The organism is Flavobacterium arsenatis, assembly GCF_031456785.1.
Classification (GTDB): domain Bacteria; phylum Bacteroidota; class Bacteroidia; order Flavobacteriales; family Flavobacteriaceae; genus Flavobacterium; species Flavobacterium arsenatis.
In genome coordinates this window covers 90,975-110,897 of record NZ_JAVDVI010000009.1, presented here as the reverse complement: position 1 = coordinate 110,897, position 19,923 = coordinate 90,975, and the positions used below count along the sequence as shown (strand labels likewise).

At 34.8% G+C, this 19,923-nt stretch carries 16 protein-coding genes; 6 read left to right on the top strand and 10 right to left on the bottom strand.

Translation table 11 applies throughout. From position 1 onward, the window contains the following. Nucleotides 1-46: 46 nt before the first annotated feature. Entirely contained in the window at nucleotides 47-4,255 is a 4,209-nt protein-coding gene (locus J2X31_RS11370; protein ID WP_310026841.1) for a hybrid sensor histidine kinase/response regulator transcription factor, read from the bottom strand. A gap of 185 nt (nucleotides 4,256-4,440) precedes the next feature. Between J2X31_RS11370 and J2X31_RS11365 the strand changes: the two genes are divergently transcribed. From J2X31_RS11365 to J2X31_RS11350, 4 genes are all read left to right on the top strand, one after another. After that, nucleotides 4,441-5,340, top strand: coding sequence for a MerR family transcriptional regulator (locus tag J2X31_RS11365; protein ID WP_310026840.1), 900 nt, complete (start codon nucleotides 4,441-4,443; stop codon nucleotides 5,338-5,340). Between the two features lie 57 nt (nucleotides 5,341-5,397). Further along, nucleotides 5,398-6,858, top strand: coding sequence for a bifunctional phytoene desaturase/3,4-desaturase (gene crtID / locus J2X31_RS11360; protein ID WP_310026839.1), 1,461 nt, complete (start codon nucleotides 5,398-5,400; stop codon nucleotides 6,856-6,858). 3 nt (nucleotides 6,859-6,861) lie between these two features. Beyond that, nucleotides 6,862-7,701, top strand: a complete 840-nt coding sequence (locus J2X31_RS11355; protein ID WP_310026837.1) for a phytoene/squalene synthase family protein — start codon at nucleotides 6,862-6,864, stop codon at nucleotides 7,699-7,701. 136 nt (nucleotides 7,702-7,837) lie between these two features. Further along, complete coding sequence (locus J2X31_RS11350) at nucleotides 7,838-8,281, top strand: sterol desaturase family protein (RefSeq protein WP_310026836.1); 444 nt, start codon at nucleotides 7,838-7,840, stop codon at nucleotides 8,279-8,281. 259 nt (nucleotides 8,282-8,540) lie between these two features. On the opposite strand, the gene J2X31_RS11345 is transcribed toward J2X31_RS11350, so the two are convergent. Genes J2X31_RS11345 through J2X31_RS11325 form a run of 5 tightly spaced genes read right to left on the bottom strand, consistent with a single transcriptional unit; the run spans nucleotide 8,541 to nucleotide 11,110 of the window. Further along, the gene (locus J2X31_RS11345; protein WP_310026835.1) at nucleotides 8,541-9,080 is read right to left on the bottom strand and encodes a GFO_1091 family lipoprotein; all 540 of its coding nucleotides are present in this window, start codon (nucleotides 9,078-9,080) and stop codon (nucleotides 8,541-8,543) included. Beyond that, a complete protein-coding gene (locus J2X31_RS11340) occupies nucleotides 9,080-9,625 on the bottom strand; it encodes a GFO_1090 family protein (protein ID WP_310026833.1) in 546 nt (181 codons plus the stop codon). The genes J2X31_RS11345 and J2X31_RS11340 overlap by 1 nt, the downstream gene beginning before the upstream one ends. Nucleotides 9,626-9,649: 24 nt before the next feature. Next, the gene (locus tag J2X31_RS11335; RefSeq protein WP_310026831.1) at nucleotides 9,650-10,117 is read right to left on the bottom strand and encodes a GFO_1090 family protein; all 468 of its coding nucleotides are present in this window, start codon (nucleotides 10,115-10,117) and stop codon (nucleotides 9,650-9,652) included. A gap of 41 nt (nucleotides 10,118-10,158) precedes the next feature. Next, nucleotides 10,159-10,614 (bottom strand): PG0215 family putative anti-sigma factor, encoded by a 456-nt coding sequence (locus J2X31_RS11330; protein ID WP_310026829.1) that lies wholly within the window; start codon nucleotides 10,612-10,614, stop codon nucleotides 10,159-10,161. Further along, entirely contained in the window at nucleotides 10,601-11,110 is a 510-nt protein-coding gene (locus tag J2X31_RS11325; protein WP_310026828.1) for a GFO_1088 family ECF-type sigma factor, read from the bottom strand. The genes J2X31_RS11330 and J2X31_RS11325 overlap by 14 nt, the downstream gene beginning before the upstream one ends. A gap of 147 nt (nucleotides 11,111-11,257) precedes the next feature. Here J2X31_RS11325 and J2X31_RS11320 point away from each other — a divergent pair, with 147 nt between their 5' ends. Together J2X31_RS11320 and J2X31_RS11315 are read left to right on the top strand one after the other, a co-directional pair. Further along, nucleotides 11,258-12,724: a GFO_1087 family putative carboxy terminal peptidase gene (locus J2X31_RS11320; protein ID WP_310026827.1), complete on the top strand. Its 1,467-nt coding sequence runs from the start codon at nucleotides 11,258-11,260 to the stop codon at nucleotides 12,722-12,724. A 62-nt stretch (nucleotides 12,725-12,786) separates the two neighbouring features. Continuing rightward, nucleotides 12,787-13,407: an N-acetylmuramoyl-L-alanine amidase family protein gene (locus J2X31_RS11315; protein ID WP_310026826.1), complete on the top strand. Its 621-nt coding sequence runs from the start codon at nucleotides 12,787-12,789 to the stop codon at nucleotides 13,405-13,407. A gap of 48 nt (nucleotides 13,408-13,455) precedes the next feature. Here the strand turns inward: J2X31_RS11315 and J2X31_RS11310 are convergent, their stop codons facing one another. The 4 genes from J2X31_RS11310 to J2X31_RS11295 all read right to left on the bottom strand — a co-directional run bounded on the left by J2X31_RS11310 (nucleotide 13,456) and on the right by J2X31_RS11295 (nucleotide 19,903). Beyond that, complete coding sequence (locus J2X31_RS11310) at nucleotides 13,456-15,813, bottom strand: GumC family protein (RefSeq protein WP_310026825.1); 2,358 nt, start codon at nucleotides 15,811-15,813, stop codon at nucleotides 13,456-13,458. Nucleotides 15,814-15,835: 22 nt separating this feature from the next. Further along, the gene (locus tag J2X31_RS11305; protein ID WP_310026824.1) at nucleotides 15,836-16,621 is read right to left on the bottom strand and encodes a polysaccharide biosynthesis/export family protein; all 786 of its coding nucleotides are present in this window, start codon (nucleotides 16,619-16,621) and stop codon (nucleotides 15,836-15,838) included. A 68-nt stretch (nucleotides 16,622-16,689) separates the two neighbouring features. Further along, complete coding sequence (locus J2X31_RS11300) at nucleotides 16,690-18,642, bottom strand: polysaccharide biosynthesis protein (protein ID WP_310026823.1); 1,953 nt, start codon at nucleotides 18,640-18,642, stop codon at nucleotides 16,690-16,692. Between the two features lie 124 nt (nucleotides 18,643-18,766). Then, a complete protein-coding gene (locus J2X31_RS11295; protein ID WP_310026822.1) occupies nucleotides 18,767-19,903 on the bottom strand; it encodes a DegT/DnrJ/EryC1/StrS family aminotransferase in 1,137 nt (378 codons plus the stop codon). Nucleotides 19,904-19,923 lie beyond the last annotated feature (20 nt).

Here is a 19,923-nt window from a genome sequence, read left to right as displayed (position 1 = left end):
TACACTATTTCTTCAAAAGTGTACACTATAACGATATAGTTGATTTTCAGTTATTTGAAAAGGAAGAATTCTTGGATTTATATTGAAGCTGATAATTCTTAGGAGTGGTATTATAGACCTTTTTAAACTCCCTGTAAAAGTAGGATCGGTTGTTAAATCCCGATGCATAACATACTTCTGACACCGTTAATTGGTTTCTTCGTAAAAGTTCGGCCGAATGTTTCAAGCGAATCGTTCGAATCAAATCGCCAGGAGAAAGTCCGAAAATTTCCTTCGTTTTTCGGTACAATTGTGAGGTACTGATGCCCAAAGTCTTCTCAAGAAACGAACTTTGAAGGTTTTCGTTGTCGATATTTTTGCGAATAAGGTCGATAACTTGCTTGATAAATGCCTTTTCTTCGTTGTTAATTGGAATATCCGATAACGTTCCCACAACTGCATCTTGGGTAAAATGTTGCAGTATCAGCTCTTTTTCTTCCAAAAGTTTCTGAACTCTAACCAACAAATGGTCGGGATAAAACGGCTTGGGAATATAAGAATTTGCTCCACTCTCCAATCCTTCAATCCTGTGAATGACCGAATCTTTAGCTGTTAACATAATAAACGGGATATGGCAGGTTCGTAAATCGGTTTTTACTCTTTTGCAAAGTTCTACTCCATCCATCAATGGCATCATTACATCACTTATTATGATGTCTGGAAGTTCGTTTTCGATACTTTCCAAAGCTTCAACACCATTATAGGCTGTGATGATTTTGTATTTATCGGCCAATAAATCGTTCAGGAATAAATGGATTTCTTTCTCATCTTCTACAATGAGGATCTTTTTTTGATTGTTTTCGATATTATCCAAAGCTGAAATTTTATCTGGAATATCGTCTGCTTTTTCGGTAATTTCTTCAAGGATGTTTTTAAGATGGTGCGAAATCAAAACGGGCGATTTTTCCATATCGATTTCCTTTTCCGTAAAGGCTTCTTTTTCGCACGGAATCAGGATTGTAAAAGTGGTTTGCTCGTTCGGGATACTCGAAACTTGAATTTCACCTCTCAAAACCGTCACCAATTTTTTGATATAGGCCAATCCGATTCCTGTTCGAAACATTTCCGTATCAGAAGTTTGGTTGGTATCCGAAAGGAAAAAACGATCGAACAAGGATTCCAGTTTTTCCTTTGGTATGCCTTTTCCTGAATTGGTAATCGTGATGTTCAAGGTCTTGAAATTCTTGTCTTCTATTTTAAATTTAAGATGGATATTTCCTTTTGAAGGTGTGTATTTGAAAGCGTTCGACATTAAATTGAAAACGATTTTCTCTAATTTATCCTTGTCGAACCATCCCGGTAATGTTGATGGAACTTCCACATGATAATCAATATTTTTATCCAAAGCCCAATCATCAAACAGCTCTGCAATTTGCTCCACTAGATTTACAAGGTCGAATTTCTTTACGGTATTTTCCAGATAATCATATTCGGCCTTTCTGAATTCCAACAACTGTTGTGTCAGAAATAATAATCTCGAACTATTTCTTTGAATCATGTGTATGAATTTCTGGTTCTTCTCATTCAAATTGGTGGTTTCCGATAATTTCTGAATCGGACCAACAATCAACGTCAACGGCGTTAAAAATTCGTGTGCGATGTTGGTAAAGAAAGTCAGCCTATTTTCGTGCAACACTTCCTCATTTTGTCGGATAAGGATATTTTGTTTGAGCGATTGACGTTTCAAATAATAACTTCTGACGAATAATAGAAACGAAACCAGCAAAATGGCATATACTAAAAGTGCCACGTTCGACTGCCAAAAAACAGGTTTCACTCGGATATCAATGGCTTGAACAGGTTCGCTCCAAACGCCGTCGCTGTTGGTCCATTTCAACCATAGCGAATAATTTCCCCGTGGCACATTCGTAAAGGAAATAATTTTACGATTATCGATACTGTTCCAGTCTTGGTCAAAACCCTCTAATTGATAAGCATATTGGCATTTTTCGTTATTGATATAGGTTAGAGAAGCCAACTGAATATCGAAAAAATTCTGATTGTGTTTTAAAACAATCGACGGATAGGTTTTAGAGTCTGGCGAAATAACCAAGCCTTGATAATAAGGAATGGCCTGATTTTGTCCGCTTATTTTATCAATCAAAAGATCGGGAACAACGGCCGATTCTTTTATTTTTTGAGGTAGAAAATAATTAAATCCCTTGATTCCTCCCATAAAAATAAAATCCGATTCCGGGTCATTATAAAAAGCTCCATCAGCAAATTCATTGTTCTGCAAGCCTTCATTTCTAGTATAATTGATGAATTTTTCGGGATTGATGCTAAAATTCGACAACCCAAAATTTGTACTTATCCAAAGATTTGATTTTTTGTCCGAAACAATTCCGTGGATGGTATTGTTGGGCAAACCGTCTTTGGCAGTATACGTTTTGAAGATCGCTTTTCCATCGTTCTTCAATTCTTCCAAGACATTCAAACCAAAACTGGTTCCAATCCAAAGCTTGTTATTGGCATCTGTAACCAAGCACAAAATATCATTATTGGAAAGGCTTTCGGGATTATTTGCATCATTTTTATAGATCTGAAATTTGCCAGTAGATTTGTCAAAAAGGTTCAAACCTCCCAAACGCGTCCCAATCCAAAGCTGGTTGTCATTCCTTGGAACAATCGAAAAGATGATGTTGCTACTCAACGAATTTTCGCCTTTATTTCCCGCGATATAGTTCTGAAAATCGGTCACTTTCAATTTAGAACCCGAACGTGTTATCTTGCATCGAATCATTCCGTAGCCATTGGTTCCCAGCCAAATAAATCCGTTTTTGTCCTGATGGATGGCATAAATCGATTTAAAATAACCCGCTTTTTCACTTCCTTCAATATCTCGCCAACTTATTAATTTTGAATTATTTACATCATAAACCGCAATTCCATCGCCATCGGTTCCAATAAAAACAAGGTTGTCTTTTCCTTCGCTTAAAGCAAAAACCGCATTGTTGATGATGCTGTTACTTTCATTAAAATTTTGATAGTCCAAAGATTTTTCTGGATTCAGATAAAAATCGGACGAAAAGCGAAACAATCCTTTCCCCTTTGTTCCCACCCAAAACGAATTACCGTCAACTTCAAGAAAAGTCCTCACAATCCCGCCATCAAGTTCCGGCATTTGAGCCTTTGAAATCAGGTTAAACGACTTTTTAAGCGGATACATTTTGAAAACGCCGTCGCCATCAGTTCCCGTCCAAATGATGTTTTCGCTTCCTTGAATTAAAGTGGTTATCTTTTGATTTTTTAGGTATTTTGACCATGGTTTTACTATCGTATTTCCTTCAAAATTAACAATTGAATAGCCTGATTTTCCCGATAAAACCAAACCTTCGGGAAGATGACCAACGATGTTTTCTATATTTTTTTGAGGAAAAATAGCTTTGCTTTTATAGTTTGAGTAATATAATTCAACTGCTCCACTTGTAAAAACCGTGCAAATATCCTGATTCGGAAGCACCTCAAAAGTCTTTACATTATTTGCAACTAATTCTGTTTTTGCTATACTTTTTTTGCCGTTTTCAGTTGAAAAATGCACCGAATACAACTCATTATCATCAAACAAAACCAACAGCTTTCCATTTGCAGAAAACTCCATTTTCCGAACCGTTTTCGCTGAAAACTCTTTACTTTCTATCGATTGGAATTCTTTTCCGTCAAAATAGCCAATTCCCCAATCTTTAACCGCACAAAATACCTGTTTCGAAGCATCAAGTGCCATATTGAATTCAGATTCCGATAATGGCGGATTGTTTTTTCTTGAAAAATAATAATGCTCGAACGTATCGGTTTTCTTATTGTAACGGTTGATGCCGTGCATCGTTAAAACCCAAATCTGACCTTCCTTATCTTCTCCAACTTTAAGGATAACTTGGTTGCTCAAGGATTTTTTATTGTCTTGTTCGGATCTGAATATCTTAAAATTACTACCGTCATAACGGTTCAATCCGTCCCAGGTTCCAATCCAAAGCAAATTTTGAGAATCTTGGAAGATGCAATTCACAGAGCTGTTCGACAAACCTTTTGTGTTGTCCAATTGCTCAAGTGAATATTTTAAATCCTGATTTCTTACTGAATCAGCTTCTAAATCCGTTTTCTTTATATTTGTTTGATTATCAGCATATTCACCTTCTAACGAAAGAGGTTTTTCCGAATCATTACAGGCAAAAAATCCTATAAATATAAAACTGATGAATATAGATTTAATTTTCATGAAGGCTGTTTTCAAAATTGGAGCTTTATGCAATACGATTCCATATTGTTTTTTAAAACCCAAGTTCTTCAAATGTACAAACAAAACACAAGAGTAGATTCATAAAGTTATTGGTGATAAATATTTTTAAGATTTTATTTTTTTGTTTAATTAAATAACTACTTTTGTTAAACAAAATAAAAATCATGCAAAGCGTCAAAAGTGTATTCAGCATAAAAGACTTGGAAAACCTTTCGGGAATAAAAGCACATACTATCAGGATTTGGGAAAAAAGATACAACATCTTGGAACCGATGCGAACTGAAACCAATATACGGTTTTATGACATTTCCAATTTGCAAAAATTGCTCAACATCACTTTGCTTCATAATTATGGATATAAAATTTCGACCATTTCAAAATACCCTGCCGAGAAAATTCCCGTTCTGGTTCGGGAAATAATTTCTGAAAAAAGTGTAAAGATTCATGCCATCAATGCTTTTAAAATGGCCATGATTAATTTTGACCAAGCATTATTTCTAACAACTTACAACAATTTGCTTTCTGAAAAATCGTTCAGGGAAATCTTCAACGAAATTTTCATTCCGCTTCTCAACGAAATTGGATTATTGTGGCAAACCGATACCATAAAACCTGCTCATGAACACTTTATAAGTAATTTGATCCTTCAGAAACTGGTGATCAATACGGAAAAAGTTCAAATTCAAGAGCCTCAAAACAACGATAAAGTTTTTGTTTTATTCCTTCCAATGAATGAAATTCATGAATTGGGGTTAATGTACATCAATTATGAAATAAGCCTTAACGGATATAAAAGCATCTACCTTGGTGCCAATATTCCAATTGAAGATTTGAAAGATATTGCACAGATTTTTCATGAAATTGTGTTTGTAAGCTATATGACGGTTTCGCCGGAAAAAGAAGAGGTTGAAAATTATGTACAAAGAATAAAAAACGAAATACTGAAAGACACCCAATCCGAATTATGGCTTTTGGGCCGAAATACGGAACACATTTACCATAATAATGAAATTTCAAAAGTCTCTGTTTTCAGTTCGATCGATAACCTTACAAAAAGACTTTAAATATATGTTAAACAAGAACGCTTTTTGTTTAACGTTTAATTATATTTGTTAAACAATATGAAAAAAGATATAAAAGTCATAGGTTCGGGTTTTTCATCGTTAGCAGGTGCTTGCTATTTGGCGAAAGCCGGACATAAGGTTACCGTTTATGAAAAAAATGCGACAATTGGAGGAAGAGCCAGACAACTGAAAAAAGACGGCTTTACATTTGATATCGGTCCGACTTGGTATTGGATGCCAGATGTTTTCGAGCGTTTCTTTGCTGATTTTGATAAAAAACCATCGGATTATTACGAGTTGACAAAACTATCTCCAGCCTATCAGGTTTATTTCGGAGTCGATGAATTTGTGTTGATTTCAGATAATCTGGAAGAAATAAAGGCAACATTCGAAGCAATCGAAAAGGGAAGCGGAAAAGTTTTGGAAGGATTTATGAAGGAAGCCAAAAGCAATTATGACATTGCCATCAAGGATTTGGTTTATCGTCCTGGAGTTTCGCCTTTGGAGTTGGTTACCATAGAAACTGCGATGAAAGTTGGTCAATTTTTCGGGAACATTTCAAAAAACATCCGGAAAAAATTCAAGAACCAGAAGCTCGTTCAAATTTTGGAATTTCCAGTTTTGTTTCTAGGTGCCAAACCTTCGGACACGCCATCGTTTTACAGTTTTATGAATTTTGCTGATTTTGGTTTGGGCACTTGGCATCCGAAAAATGGAATGTATTCGGTGATTCTTGCTATGGAAAAATTGGCTAAAGAATTAGGTGTTACCATAAAAACCGATAGCAATATCTCCAAAATATTGGTAAAGGAAAAACAGGCTTACGGCTTGGTTGTGAATGGCGAAACAGTTGAAGCAGATATCATTTTGAGTGGTGCCGATTATCATCATACCGAGACTTTATTGGAAAAGCAAAACCGTGCTTATTCTAAAAAATATTGGGAAAGTCGCGTTTTTGCTCCTTCTTCCCTATTGTTTTATGTAGGTTTTGACAAGAAAATTAAAAACGTAGAACATCATTCATTATTTTTTGATGTAGATTTTGATGTTCATGCTTCGGATATTTACGATAATCCGAAATGGCCCGAAAACCCTTTGTTTTATGCAAGTTTTCCATCGAAGACAGATTCGAATTCAGCTCCAGAAGGAAAAGAATCAGCGATTTTCTTGATTCCATTAGCTCCAGGAATTGAAGATACAGAAGCGTTGAGGAACCAATATTTCGATAAAATTTTAACTAGATTGGAGCGATTGACACAGCAAAGCTTAAAAGAAAACATTATATTTAAGGAATCGTTTTGCAAGAATGATTTTGTAGAACAATACAACTCCTATAAAGGAAATGCCTACGGAATGGCAAATACGCTGTTGCAAACCGCATTTTTGAGACCCAAATTAAAGAGCAAAAAAGTAAAGCATTTGTATTTTACAGGACAATTGACAGTTCCCGGACCCGGAGTTCCGCCAGCCTTGATTTCTGGAAAATTAGTTGCCGAATTAATCGAGAAACATTATTAGTATATGAAGTCTATTTTCGACAAAGTCTCATTTGAATGCAGTAGGAATGTCACCAAATCCTACAGCACTTCCTTTTCTACAGCGGTAAAAATGCTTGCTCCAAGTATCCGTCAGGATATCTATAATATTTATGGTTTTGTGCGTTTTGCAGATGAAATCGTGGATAGTTTTCACGATTATGACAAGGCCGATTTGTTGCAGTTATTTGAAGATAATCTGCATTTGGCCTTGAAAGATAAAATCAGTTTGAATCCGATTTTGAATTCTTTTCAGCATACCGTTACGAAATATAATATCCCGATGGAGCTTATTGATGCTTTTATGCAAAGTATGAAACTCGACTTGATCAAAAATGAATACACGACAAAACAGGAATATCAGGAATACATTTATGGTTCTGCTGATGTAGTTGGGTTGATGTGTCTGAAAGTTTTTGTGAAGGGAAATGATGAAAAATATGAAGAGTTGAAACATTCGGCTATGCGATTGGGTTCGGCTTTCCAAAAAGTGAATTTCTTAAGGGATTTAAAAGCTGATTTCGAAGATTTAAACAGAACCTATTTTCCAGATACCGACTTGAACAAACTCGACGAGGTTTCGAAGCAAAAAATTGTTGATGAAATTGAGGCCGATTTTAAGGAAGCTTACGAAGGTATCTTGCATTTACCACTCGAAGCAAAATTTGGCGTTTATACGGCTTATGTATATTATAAAAAATTACTTTCGAAGTTGAAGAAAACACCTTCGGCAGAAATAAAAAACACAAGGATTCGCGTTTCCGATTATCAGAAATTGGGATTGTTTGCAAAATGCTATGTGACGTACCGGTTGAATTTTTTGTAATTTGTATGTTATTCGTTGTAGGTTATAGGTTGTAAGTTATTAGTTTCAATAGGTTTTGAATTTCTAAAATTGGAATTTATTTGTTTTTTGGAGATTGTAATTTGTTTTTTGTTTTTTGGAATTTAAAAAAATTATTATGTGGATTCATATTTTGGTGTTTTTTCTAACGTTCTGCTTTATGGAGTTTATGGCTTGGTTCAGTCATAAGTTTATCATGCACGGTTTCTTATGGTCTTTGCATGCTGATCATCATAAAAAAGACCACGACTCCTGGTTTGAACGGAATGATGCTTTTTTTATCATCTATGCCGTTATCAGTATTGGTTTTTTCTTGCTTTGGCAAAACAATATATTAGAGATTGGTTTGGCTATTGGATTGGGAATTTTTGCTTATGGATTGGCTTATTTCTTGGTGCACGATATTTTTATCCATCAGCGTTTTAAGTTGTTTAGAAACGCGAATAATCGATATGCTAAAGCAGTTCGACGTGCTCACAAAATGCATCACAAGCATATTGGAAAGGAACATGGGGAATGTTTTGGGATGCTTTTGGTTCCGTTTAAATATTTTAAGAAATAAGCCTTCGAGCTTATTTTTTTTACCACATAGAAACATAGTATTACAGAACTTGTAGATATATAACTACGCAAAGCTGTGTGGTTTCGATGGTTTCTGACTTTTATAAATTAGACAATAGTCTTATTCGTGCCTTCTGATTCTGATGGCGAAGCTAACCCGATCTCGTTTTTATAACGAGAGCGGGATTGGTTCTTGAACAAAAAAAAACGTCCAGATAAATTACCTGAACGTTTTTCTCAAATTAACATTAACCTAAAATCTATTTTTTGGGGAACATGGACTGAAGCGGTTTCAGCTGGTCCAAATCCATGTTTGAATTTTGTATTACCGAAAGCATGTTCATGATGTGGGTCGAATTCATCTTGTCGCCCAAAATCCGGACAACTGCAAAACCTGTTTCCTTGCTTTTGGCATAGACTACAAATTCCTCTATATTCTCTTCTTCTCCAACAAAACTGATGGTTACACCGTCTTTTCCTGAACCAAATGACATTAGTTTTTGGTACTTTTCGTTTTTCAAAATAGCACTTACTTTTGCCTTTTCAATATCGTATTGAGCGTTGTTGGTTGAGTCCAGCTTGAAAGCCAAGATGTTCATCTTTTCGAATGATTTCAATGCTTCCGATTGTTCTGGAGTGAGTTTCGTTTTTTCGATATTCAATATCTCAGGCGAAACATCTACTGCAATGAAATTCTTGTTTTCTGTTTTCTCTACAAAGTATTTTTGCAGTGAGGGTTCAGAACTGCAGCTTGCTAGAAACAAGCTGCAAATTAGGGCTATGAAATATATCTTTTTCATTATTTCTTACCTTTTGATCCTTTGCTCAAAGCACTACCTCCAGGGAGATTCATCTTTTCAGTCAATATCGATAAATCGTCTAAATCGAAGTCGCCAGTTAGCGATAAAAGGATTGTTTCGTTTGCTTTTCCTGTACTTACATTTCCTCCTTCAATGAACATCAAAAGCTCTTTTATTTGAGTTTCTTTTGCTCCAGATTTAACCAGAATTCGGATGTTTTGCCCTCCGTCTTTCACTCGCATCAACTCTTCTAAACCGGCTGATTTTAGGTGTTTTTCGGCAGTGGCCTTCATGTCACTGGCATGTTTTGAGTTGGATGTTGTGAAAACCCTCAAGTTGTTCAGCTTTTTTGTGAGGCTCAAAAACTGCTGTGCTTCTTTGTCTTTCTTATCCAGTTGAACATTCCCCATCATTTGGAACATCTTTTTAGTTACCACAACGGTTGTAATGGCATCTACGTCTTCAAATTTATCAAAAACCGATTGCTGTGCAAAAATTAGCGTTGGCAAAAAGGCAAATACGGCTGCAATTATAAACTTTTTCATTTTATTTTTATTTTTTGTTTTTTGTTATTGATTCAAGGCTGCCAAATCGAAATCTCCGGTTACAGACAATAACACGGTTTGGTCTCCTTTTTTATCTCCACCTTCGATGAACATTAGCAATTCGGAAACTTTTGATGAATCGTCGTTTGATTTCACATAGATATTGATGTTGTTTCCGCCTTCCTTGATGCTCATCAATTGTTCCAGATTTTGTTTTTTTCTGTAAGTATCAAAGGTTTGCTTCATGTCATTGGATATCTTATTGCTGGAAGTTGAAAACATTTTGAAGTTTTTGATATTTTTTACTTGGCTTACATATTTTTCTGTTTTCTTATCCATTTTAAATTGCAACTGGTCGAGCAAATCAAATGATTTTTTGTTGATGACTACCATTGTTACATCATCCATCTCGCTGAATTTATCAAATGCTGACTGTGCGAAAAATAAAGATGGTAATAAAGCTAAAACTGTTGTGATTATGAATTTTCTCATGATTTCTAATTTTTAAAATTTAATTAATTTTTTGATTGATTTTAATTGAATACTTTGTTTTTAGCGGTTTCATATTCTTGAATGTACTGAACACTTTCCATCCCGACATTTACATTTTGAGATAACAACGACAATGCTTTCTGGGTTTCTCGAAAGGCAACTTCTGGATCATCATAAGTTCCTAATTCCTGTGATTGTGTGTTGTCATAATTAAAGTAAGTGAACGTTCCGGCACCTAACAAAACAGTTACTGATGCTGCAATTGATAACCAAGTTGTCGTTCTTTTTTTAGTTTGATTATTCGAAACTAAAGGAACCTCTTGCGTGAACTCTTGCTGTTTTGAGGCAGAGAAATAACCAAATAACGGTTTGTATTGTTTCAAATGCTGCGCTACATTTGAGGAAGAAAAGTACTCTTTCAATTGATTTTCTTCGGCAATACTTGTTTCTCCTTCGAAGTATTTTTCTAATAGTATTTCTAGTTTATCCAATTCCATAGCTGTGTGTTTTTAACATAAATTCTCTTATCGTTTTCCTGGCTCTTGAGAGTGCTACCCGAATGGCCGTTTCATTCATTTCTAAAATCTTGGCAATATCTTCAAATTCATATTGCTCGATATCCCTCATCTGGACAATCAATTTTTGCTGTTCGGGCAGTTGATCGATTATTTTTTCGACCCAATTCAAACTGTCCACATCTTCAATTTTTTGCTGCAAACCTGCTTCCCTATCTGTAAAATTATTGTGAACGATTTTTAAGTTTCCAGCCCGTTTTGATTTTAACTGATCCAGACAATAATTTTTTGTCATTGTCATGGCAAGGGCTTCAACACTGTTGTAGTTGTTTAGACTATCTTTTTTATTCCATAATTTCACCAGAACTTCTTGGGTTGCATCTTCCGCTTCTTCAGTACTCACCAGCAAACGTCGGGCGACTCTAAAGATCTTGTCCTTGAAAGGGTTGATCAGGTTTACAAACTCATTTTGATGCATCTGATTGTTTTTTGATTCTTTGGCTGGTTTCCCAACACTTGATTGATGATTATATAAGCTAGACGAGGCTCAATCTTTTTTGTTACAAAGGAATTGAAAATAAAACTAAAGTAATTAAATTTACGTTTGTAAAATAAACATTATACTATGAAGAATTCTTATAAAGCCTTGATTTTATTTATCATAACTGCTTTTGCCTTTCAAAGCTGTGAAGATATGGACGACACTCTAGGTGTTGCTAGTGAAGTAGAAATAGATGACTTTATCTGGAAAGGTCTTAATCTTTATTATTTATGGCAGGAAGATGTTCCTGATTTGGCCGATGATCGTTTTGCAAATCAAGGCGAATTGAATGAGTTTTTGATGGCAACTTCTGGTCCCGCTAATTTATTCCAAAGCCTACTTTATAAACCCGTAAGCCAATTTCCGGTTCCAGAAGCTGTTGACCGGTTTAGTGTCTTGGTTGATGATTATACTTATTTAGAAAATCTTTTTCAGGGAATCAGTACCCATAATGGTATTGAATTTGGTCTTCGCCGAAAAGAAAGCAATCCGAGTGAAATTTACGGTTGGGTAAAATATGTAATTCCAGGATCGAATGCATCCAATAAAGACATTCAACGTGGGGATATTTTTTATGCTGTTAATGGAACTTCTCTTACCGATATCAACTTTCAAGATTTATTGAGTGCTCAAAACTATACCTTGAGTCTCGCTGAATATGATGGTGGTGCAATTACTCCAAACGGACAAACAGTATCCTTAACCAAAACACAACTTACTGAAAACCCTGTTCTTTTAGCAGATGTAATAGAAACAGGCGGACACAAAGTAGCCTATTTAATGTATAACGGATTTACGGCAAACTTTGACCTGCAACTCAACCAAGCATTTGGAACATTTTTATCTGAAGGAGCCACTGAATTGGTTTTGGATTTAAGATATAATGGCGGAGGTTCTGTTCAAACATCTGCTTATTTGGCCAGCATGATAACAGGACAGTTCAACGGACAGCTTTTTGCAAAACAGCAATGGAATAGCAAAGTCGAAGCGGCAATTGATCCTTCAAGGTTTATCAATAATTTCACTAATGCAATTGGAAATACACCTATAAACAGTATGAATCTTTCAAGAGTTTATATTTTAACAGCCTCGGGAACGGCTTCAGCAAGTGAGTTGGTAATTAACGGTTTGAAACCCTACATCAATGTTGTTCAGATTGGAGATGTTACAACAGGAAAAAACGTTGGTTCCATCACACTATATGATTCTCCAGATTTTTCAAGAGAAGACCGAAACAGGAGACATAAATATGCCATGCAACCTCTTGTTTTCAAAACGATCAACAAGGATGGTTTTGGAGAATATCAGGATGGTTTGCCTCCGACTGTTCTTTTAAGGGAAGATACCGGAAATTTAGGGCAACTGGGAAATCCCACAGAACCTTTGTTGAGTACGGCTTTAGGCTTAATTACAGGCAATGCAAGAATGATGAAATCGAATGATGAAAAAGCTTCTAAAGATTTTAAAGATTCGAAATCAATGAGGGCTTTTGCAACCGACATGTATATTGAAATGCCTGAAGGATTATTCGATGCTTTGAAAGGATTTTAATCTTTTCATACTTTTTTAAGATAAAATGCAGTTATCAACGTATAAACAAAAAACGAAATAATATGAAAAACACATTCAAGATTATCCTGGCTTTAGTAGTTGTTGGTTCTTGTGCCTTCATCAATCCGAAAGATTCGAAATCGAAACAAATTACTGTTGTGATTGATGCCGGACACGGCGGAAAAGATCACGGAATAACTGCCGAGGAATTCTCGGAAAAAGAAATCATTCAGAAAATTTCAAATAATATAAAAGCTCAAAATGAGGATCAAGAAATTGTGATTCATTTTACGAGAACCGACGATGAGTTTGTTTCCCTAAAAGACAGAACGGATTACATCAACAAAATTAAGCCTGATCTGGTTTTGTCCTTACACGTTAATGCTGTAAAAAATGAGAATGCTTCGGGTATTGAATTTTTCATCAATAAAGAAAATTCAAATTATGAAAAATCGAAAGCAATTGCAGAAAAATTAAATGAGAAGTTGGTTAAAAACCATAGCTTGAAATCCAGAGGAATTAAAGAAGCACGAATATATATAATTGAAAAATCCGAAGCTCCAGCTGTAACCGTTGAGCTTGGTTTTCTATCGAATGCCAATGAACGAAAATACCTTACTGATGAGAATGAACAAAGCAGGATTGCCTCTACAATCTTGGAATTTATTGCAGAGTTGAAATAGGAAAACCCAAGAAATAAATTAAGGAATTACACCAATAAAAAAGAAGTCTTACGACTTCTTTTTTATTGAATTAAAAACTTCTTTATACCAAGGCTCTTTTACAACATCTACACCGTAACCGTAGCCATAACCGTAGCCATAGCCATAACCTTTCTTAGTATCTGTATCATTCAAAAGAATCGACATGTTAGGTAGTTTCTTTTCTCTATATAATGTTTCTGGTATTCTGAGCATTCTTTTATCTAGGAAATTTGCACGAACAACATATATAAACGCATCTGCATGTTTTGCAATCAATAAAGTATCGGTTACAAGACTTACTGGAGCAGTATCAACTACTATATAATCAAACTGCTTTTTTAGAGTTTCAAACATTGCTTCAACTTTTGTTCCCATAAGTAGTTCAGCAGGATTTGGAGGAATTACCCCAGCTGGCAATACATAAAAATGCTCATATCCCTCTTGCTTAATTAGGAAATCATTCAGCTCTACATTTTTGGATGACAAATAAGTCGTTACACCTCTATTTGGTAAATTCATATATTCATCCAACTTTGGATTTCTAATATCCATTCCTATCAAAAGTACTTTTTTTCCAGAAAGGGCAAAAGTACCAGCGAGGTTAACGGATATAAATGTTTTTCCTTCTTTAGGAAAAGTGGAAGTCATAAATATTGTTTTTGCAATGCCGTCGGGAACCTGATTGACAATAAAGTCCAGGTTGGTCCTAATGATCCTCATTGCTTCAGCCGAACTTGATCTACTTTCTGCCTTGATCAATTCTTCGTGGGATTCTGAACGTGGAACATCTCCTATAAATGGAACTTGCACTTTGCCTTCGATATCTCCCCTATTTTTGATTTTTGTATCTAATAAGTCGTAGATATAAATAATTCCAAATGGAACTAATATTCCCAAAAGCAAAGCTGCCAAATAAATAATTTTTGATTTTGGAGAAACCGGAATTGGTGATGCATAAGCATCATCAATTACTTTAGAATTTGGAGCAGTCACGTTTAACGCTATTGCATTCTCTTCTCGTTTTTGCAATAAATACAAATAAAGTGCTTCTTTTACTTGTTGCTTTCTTCCTATTTCTCTTGCTTCTCTTTCTTGTCTAGGTATTTCTCCTATTTTTCCGCCTAAGACGCCGCCTTGTCTACGTAGATCTTTCTGGGAAATTGTTAGAGATGATTTGAGATTTTTAAGGCTTTCTGTTATGCTTTGCCTCAAACCACTCAACTGCTGTTCTAGATTTATTACTAATGGATTTTCAGCTGTAGCTCCTTTTGCAATCCTACTCTTATCCAATACCAATTGGTTATATTCTTGGATTAGTCCTGAAGTATTACCTCCGTCAGGAACAATGTTAACGGGTATTAAATCTTGATTCGTACTTTTACCAATTAAGTTCAAAACATCTTCAACTACTTTTAATTTAATTGCAGTATCAATTGAATTTTTTTCATATTCGCTTGAGCTTCGTAGAAATATTTGTGCTTCAGAAACAATATCCGTAACCCTATTAACTTTTTTAAATTTTTCAATATCGCCTTCAACAGTATCCAATTCAACCACAATGCTTTCGAGCCTTTTATTGATGAAGGCTTCTGTATTTTTGGCAACAAGGTTCTTGTCATTTATAGCATCTTCATTATATTTTTCAATAAGCTTGTTTAGAAAATCAACACCTATATCTTTAACCGGATCAACTATAGATAATGTCAATACGCTTGTCATCTTATTCACAGGAGTAACCTGAAGTTTTTTCCTGTAGGTATCTGTAACTTTTTCAAGTGATGATAGCCTAACAGTCGTAAATTTAATACCCGATTTAACATTTTCGCTTTTATAAAGCACCACCATTTTTCCAAGAGTAGTCTTTATTGTTTTACCATAGCTAAATTCTCCAATGATATTTTTTTCAACATCTAATAAGTTGAATTTTAAGGAGGATAGGCTCTCGATAACAAATGTTGTATCTTTTTCAAAAAAATCTTCTGATTTATCGAAAAAGCTTATTTTTACTGGTGATTGCTTATAAGCTTCGGTTGTTTTTAATCTTCCATCTCTAAAGTAAGAGATATTTAGTTCTAAATCTTTAACTGTATTTTCTACTAAGGTTCTAGATTTTAATATTTCAATCTCGTTGTCAACATTACTTTTTCCCCCTCCTAAAATACCAAGGTCTGCAAAACTTTCTGAAAGTTCAGATAATCCTCCTTTCTTATCGTCTTTTATCAACACGGTTGCCTCTATCTTATATTCAGGAGTTGAATATCTTAAATACAGGAAGCCTCCAATTAAAAATATAAACACACTTAAAACAAACCATTTTAAATGGATGATGTATTTTTCTATCTGTTCTTTAATGCTGAACGAAGCATCTTCGGTATTTTCTATCATTGGAACATTATTGTTTTGCATCTTATCGGACAAGTAAAGCGATAACAGTTATTAAAAGGGATAATGAAGAGATAATTACCGAAATATTAGGTCCAACAGCAGAAGCGTTAATTCTTGTTTTATTAGGTTCTACCACTATTAAATCATTTTGAGAAAGATAATAAAATGGAGAATTGATAAAATCTGACTGGGTCATGTCTACGAAGTTATGCGTTTTTTTACCATCCATTTCCCTAATCACCAGGACATTGTCTCTTTTTCCGTAAATTGTCATATCTCCTGCCATACTAATAGCTTCTGGCAAGGTAATCCTCTCTGAAATGATATTAAAAGTGCCGGGTCTCATGACTTCTCCTTGAACTGTGACCTTGTAATTTAATATTCGTAAATTTACAATAGGATCTGTAATATACTTTTTTAAAGATGTATTTAAAACTCTTAAAGCCTCTTCCCTGGTTAATCCTCCTAATTTAATGCTGCCAATAACAGGGAACTGAATAAATCCTTTATTATCAATCAAATAAGTTTGATGTCTGATTTGTCCTTGTGCAATATCCAAATTCTGAGCCCCTAAACCCGTACCCCCTGTCATATTATAGGTGGTAAGATTAAAATCTTTAGCTGTTTCTGGAATTGGTGCAGAAACTAAAATCAATAGTAGATCATCTTCTTTTAAAGTCGGATTGTAATTAGTCATTTCTGAACTTGGAAGGTTCTTTATATTCTGATAGTATACAAGTTTTTCCCTTGATGCACAAGAAATAAAAAGAATTCCCAAAATTGCAATGATAGCTAATCGTTTTATCATAATAAATGGTATTTTAAATCGTAAAAATTTTTAAAGGTGCAAATATACATTATTAACCATTGTCTTTCTTATTTATCTAATGTTACAAAATCAGAATTCATGCTTATAAATTCTGGCACTATTACTTTCATTTTGGTAACTATATCGGTACTGGAGTAGGTTTTTGCTGTTGTAATCAAATCATCTATACTTTCAAATAAATTTTCAAAATCATCATGTTGCTCTTGTGCTATCATGATTTTTTCATGATGTGTTGGCAATGTTTTGGATGAATCATTCAATAATTCCTCGTATAATTTTTCGCCAGGCCTTAGTCCGACAATTTTAATTTTGATGTCCTTTTCGGGAGTGAATCCTGCTAGTCGAATCATTTTATTGGCTAAATCTATAATCTTGACCGGTTTGCCCATGTCAAATATATAAATCTCTCCCCCATTGCCCATTGCTCCAGCTTCTAGTACTAACTGACATGCTTCGGGAATGGTCATAAAATAGCGTATGATTTCTGGATGTGTAATTGTTATGGGTCCTCCATTTGCAATTTGTTCGGTAAATAAAGGCACCACAGATCCGTTAGAGCCTAGTACATTTCCAAACCTAGTTGTAATAAATTTAGTCTTGCAAAGATTTTGCTCGACATTCATTTTATAATGAAGTGATTGAACGTATTTTTCTGCGATTCGCTTACTGGCCCCCATAACATTGCTTGGATTCACAGCTTTATCTGTAGAAACCATTACAAAACTCCCTACATTGTATTTACAGGACAAATCTGTTAGATTTTTTGTTCCTTGTACATTAACAAATATGGCTTGTGAAGGATTTTCTTCCATCAAGGGAACGTGTTTGTATGCGGCTGCATGAAAGACTACTTCTGGCTTGAACTTTCTGAAAACTTCCTCTATTGCTTCTCTATTTCGTATGTCGGAAATTACTGTACGGATTTTCACCTTGGTCTGAAGTAATTTATTCATCTCCAAACTAAGATGGTGAAGTGGTGTTTCTGCCTGATCAAGCATGATTACTTTTTTAGGATTAAACCCAATAACCTGTCTGACGATTTCGCTTCCAATAGAACCTGCTGCCCCTGTAATAAGAACTGTTTTATTATTAAGCTGACCTGAAATCGACTTATTGTCCAATACAATTGGTTTTCGCTCCAACAAGTCTTGAATTTGAAAATTCTTAACTTTCTTTGAAATTTCATTTCGATCTTCCCAATCGGAAATTAGCGGAACAGTATATACTTTATAATTAAATTCCAGACATTCATCTACAATTTGCATCTTTTCATCTTTAGAAAGGCTTTTATCGGCCATAATCAATGCTTCGGCTTCAACAGAACGCATGATTACTGGAATTCTCTTTCTTAAATTAAGAATAGGTAAATCCAATATTCTCTTAGAAGTATTTTGATTTTGCTTATCAACAAAACCAATAATCTTGAAACGTGATGGCTTTTCTGATTTTAATGCATTTGCAACCGATATTGCATTTGCATCTGATCCGTATATTAATGCCCTCATCAAATCTGTAGATTTACTTTCGGAGAAATACGTTTCAAAGGTTTGCTTTACAATTATTCTATAAACAAAAAGACCCGAGAAGGAAAGAACGAAATTGATGAACAATCCTGTATTCATGAAAAGTTTTTTTCCATTTAGAAAAAAACAAGAAAGGTTGATGATTATTAATATTAACAACGAAAAGAACAAGGCAATGAATATTTTAACGGCGTCTATATAACCCGAATGGCGAATAATTCCTGAATAGGTTCTAAAAAGCCAAAAGAAAAAAAGATTTAAAAATAAAAAAGTTGGAGTTATGATATAAAGGAAATCCCTGTTTACATAATGGAGCCCCATACTATTGAGCATTTCCATAGTAAGAAATGCTGCAAAAATCACTATCGACATATCAATAGTTAGAATAACCCATCTAGGCAAATAGCTTAAGTTTCTGACCTTACCAACCGATTTAAAACGATTAACGAGTTCAGTGAGAAATGAAAGAAAATTCATTTTTTTATCGGAGTGCATTTATAAGATTTATTAATTTATACAGCAAATTTTTTGCAAAGTTACTTCAAAAACAAACTCTTCAATTTCAATTGTTGTAGAATCAAACGTTTTAGCTATGAAAGGTCTAAAAAAACTTATGAAAGGCTTCTTTTATTCGATCTCTATCTTCGGAACTCAAAATAGACCCTGAAGGCAAGCACAAACCATTTTCGAATAATTCTTCGGCAACATTGTTGCCATAGTATGGATATTTTTCAAAAATGGGTTGCAAGTGCATTGGTTTCCAAAGAGGACGGCTTTCAATATTAGAAGATTCTAGGAATAGACGAAAATCTTCTCGTGTTGTATTATTTTTTGTCTTTGCAGGATCAATCAGAATTGCACTTAGCCAATAGTTGGAGAAATAATCCTGATTTGGTTCTTCAAAAACAGTTATTCCTTCGATTTGGGAACAGATAGACGTATAGAAATCATGCATACTTCTTCGTAATGCAACATGCTTGTCTAAAACCTCTATTTGACCACGACCAATCCCTGCACAAATATTACTCATTCTATAATTATAGCCTACTTCGCTATGTTGATAATGTGGGGCATTGTCACGAGCTTGTGTTGAGAGGAAAACAATTTTATCTTTTTGAATCTTGGACTTGGCAACCACAGCTCCACCTCCCGATGTTGTAATTATTTTATTTCCGTTAAAGGATAGAATTCCGATGTCGCCGAAAGTACCGCATTTTTGTCCTTTGTAGGAGCTTCCCAATGCTTCTGCACTATCTTCTAGAATTGGAATTTCATATTTATCGGCAACTGCTCTAACCTCTTCGATCTTGAAGGGCATTCCATAAAGGTGAACGGCTATGATTGCCTTTGGCTTTTTCCCTTTTGAAATTCTATCTACAATCGCTTCTTCTAAAGCTATAGGACAGATGTTCCATGTTTCTTTTTCGCTGTCTATAAAAACAGGCGTTGCTCCTTGATACAAAATCGGATTTGCCGATGCGGAAAAAGTCATGCTTTGACAGATCACTTCATCTCCAGCTTTTACATCTAAAACTACAAGTCCTAGATGGATTGAAGCTGTTCCAGAATTTAGGGCTGCAACAAACATGTCCTTACCTAGATAGTCTTCAAGGCTTTTTTCAAATCCAACTATATTTGGGCCTTCGGATGTTATCCAATTGGAAGAAAATGCATCTTCAATAAACTGCATTTCGAATCCGCTTTCATGGGCTAATGATAAAAAAATCCTTTTACTCATTTAGATTTAAATTAAAAAAA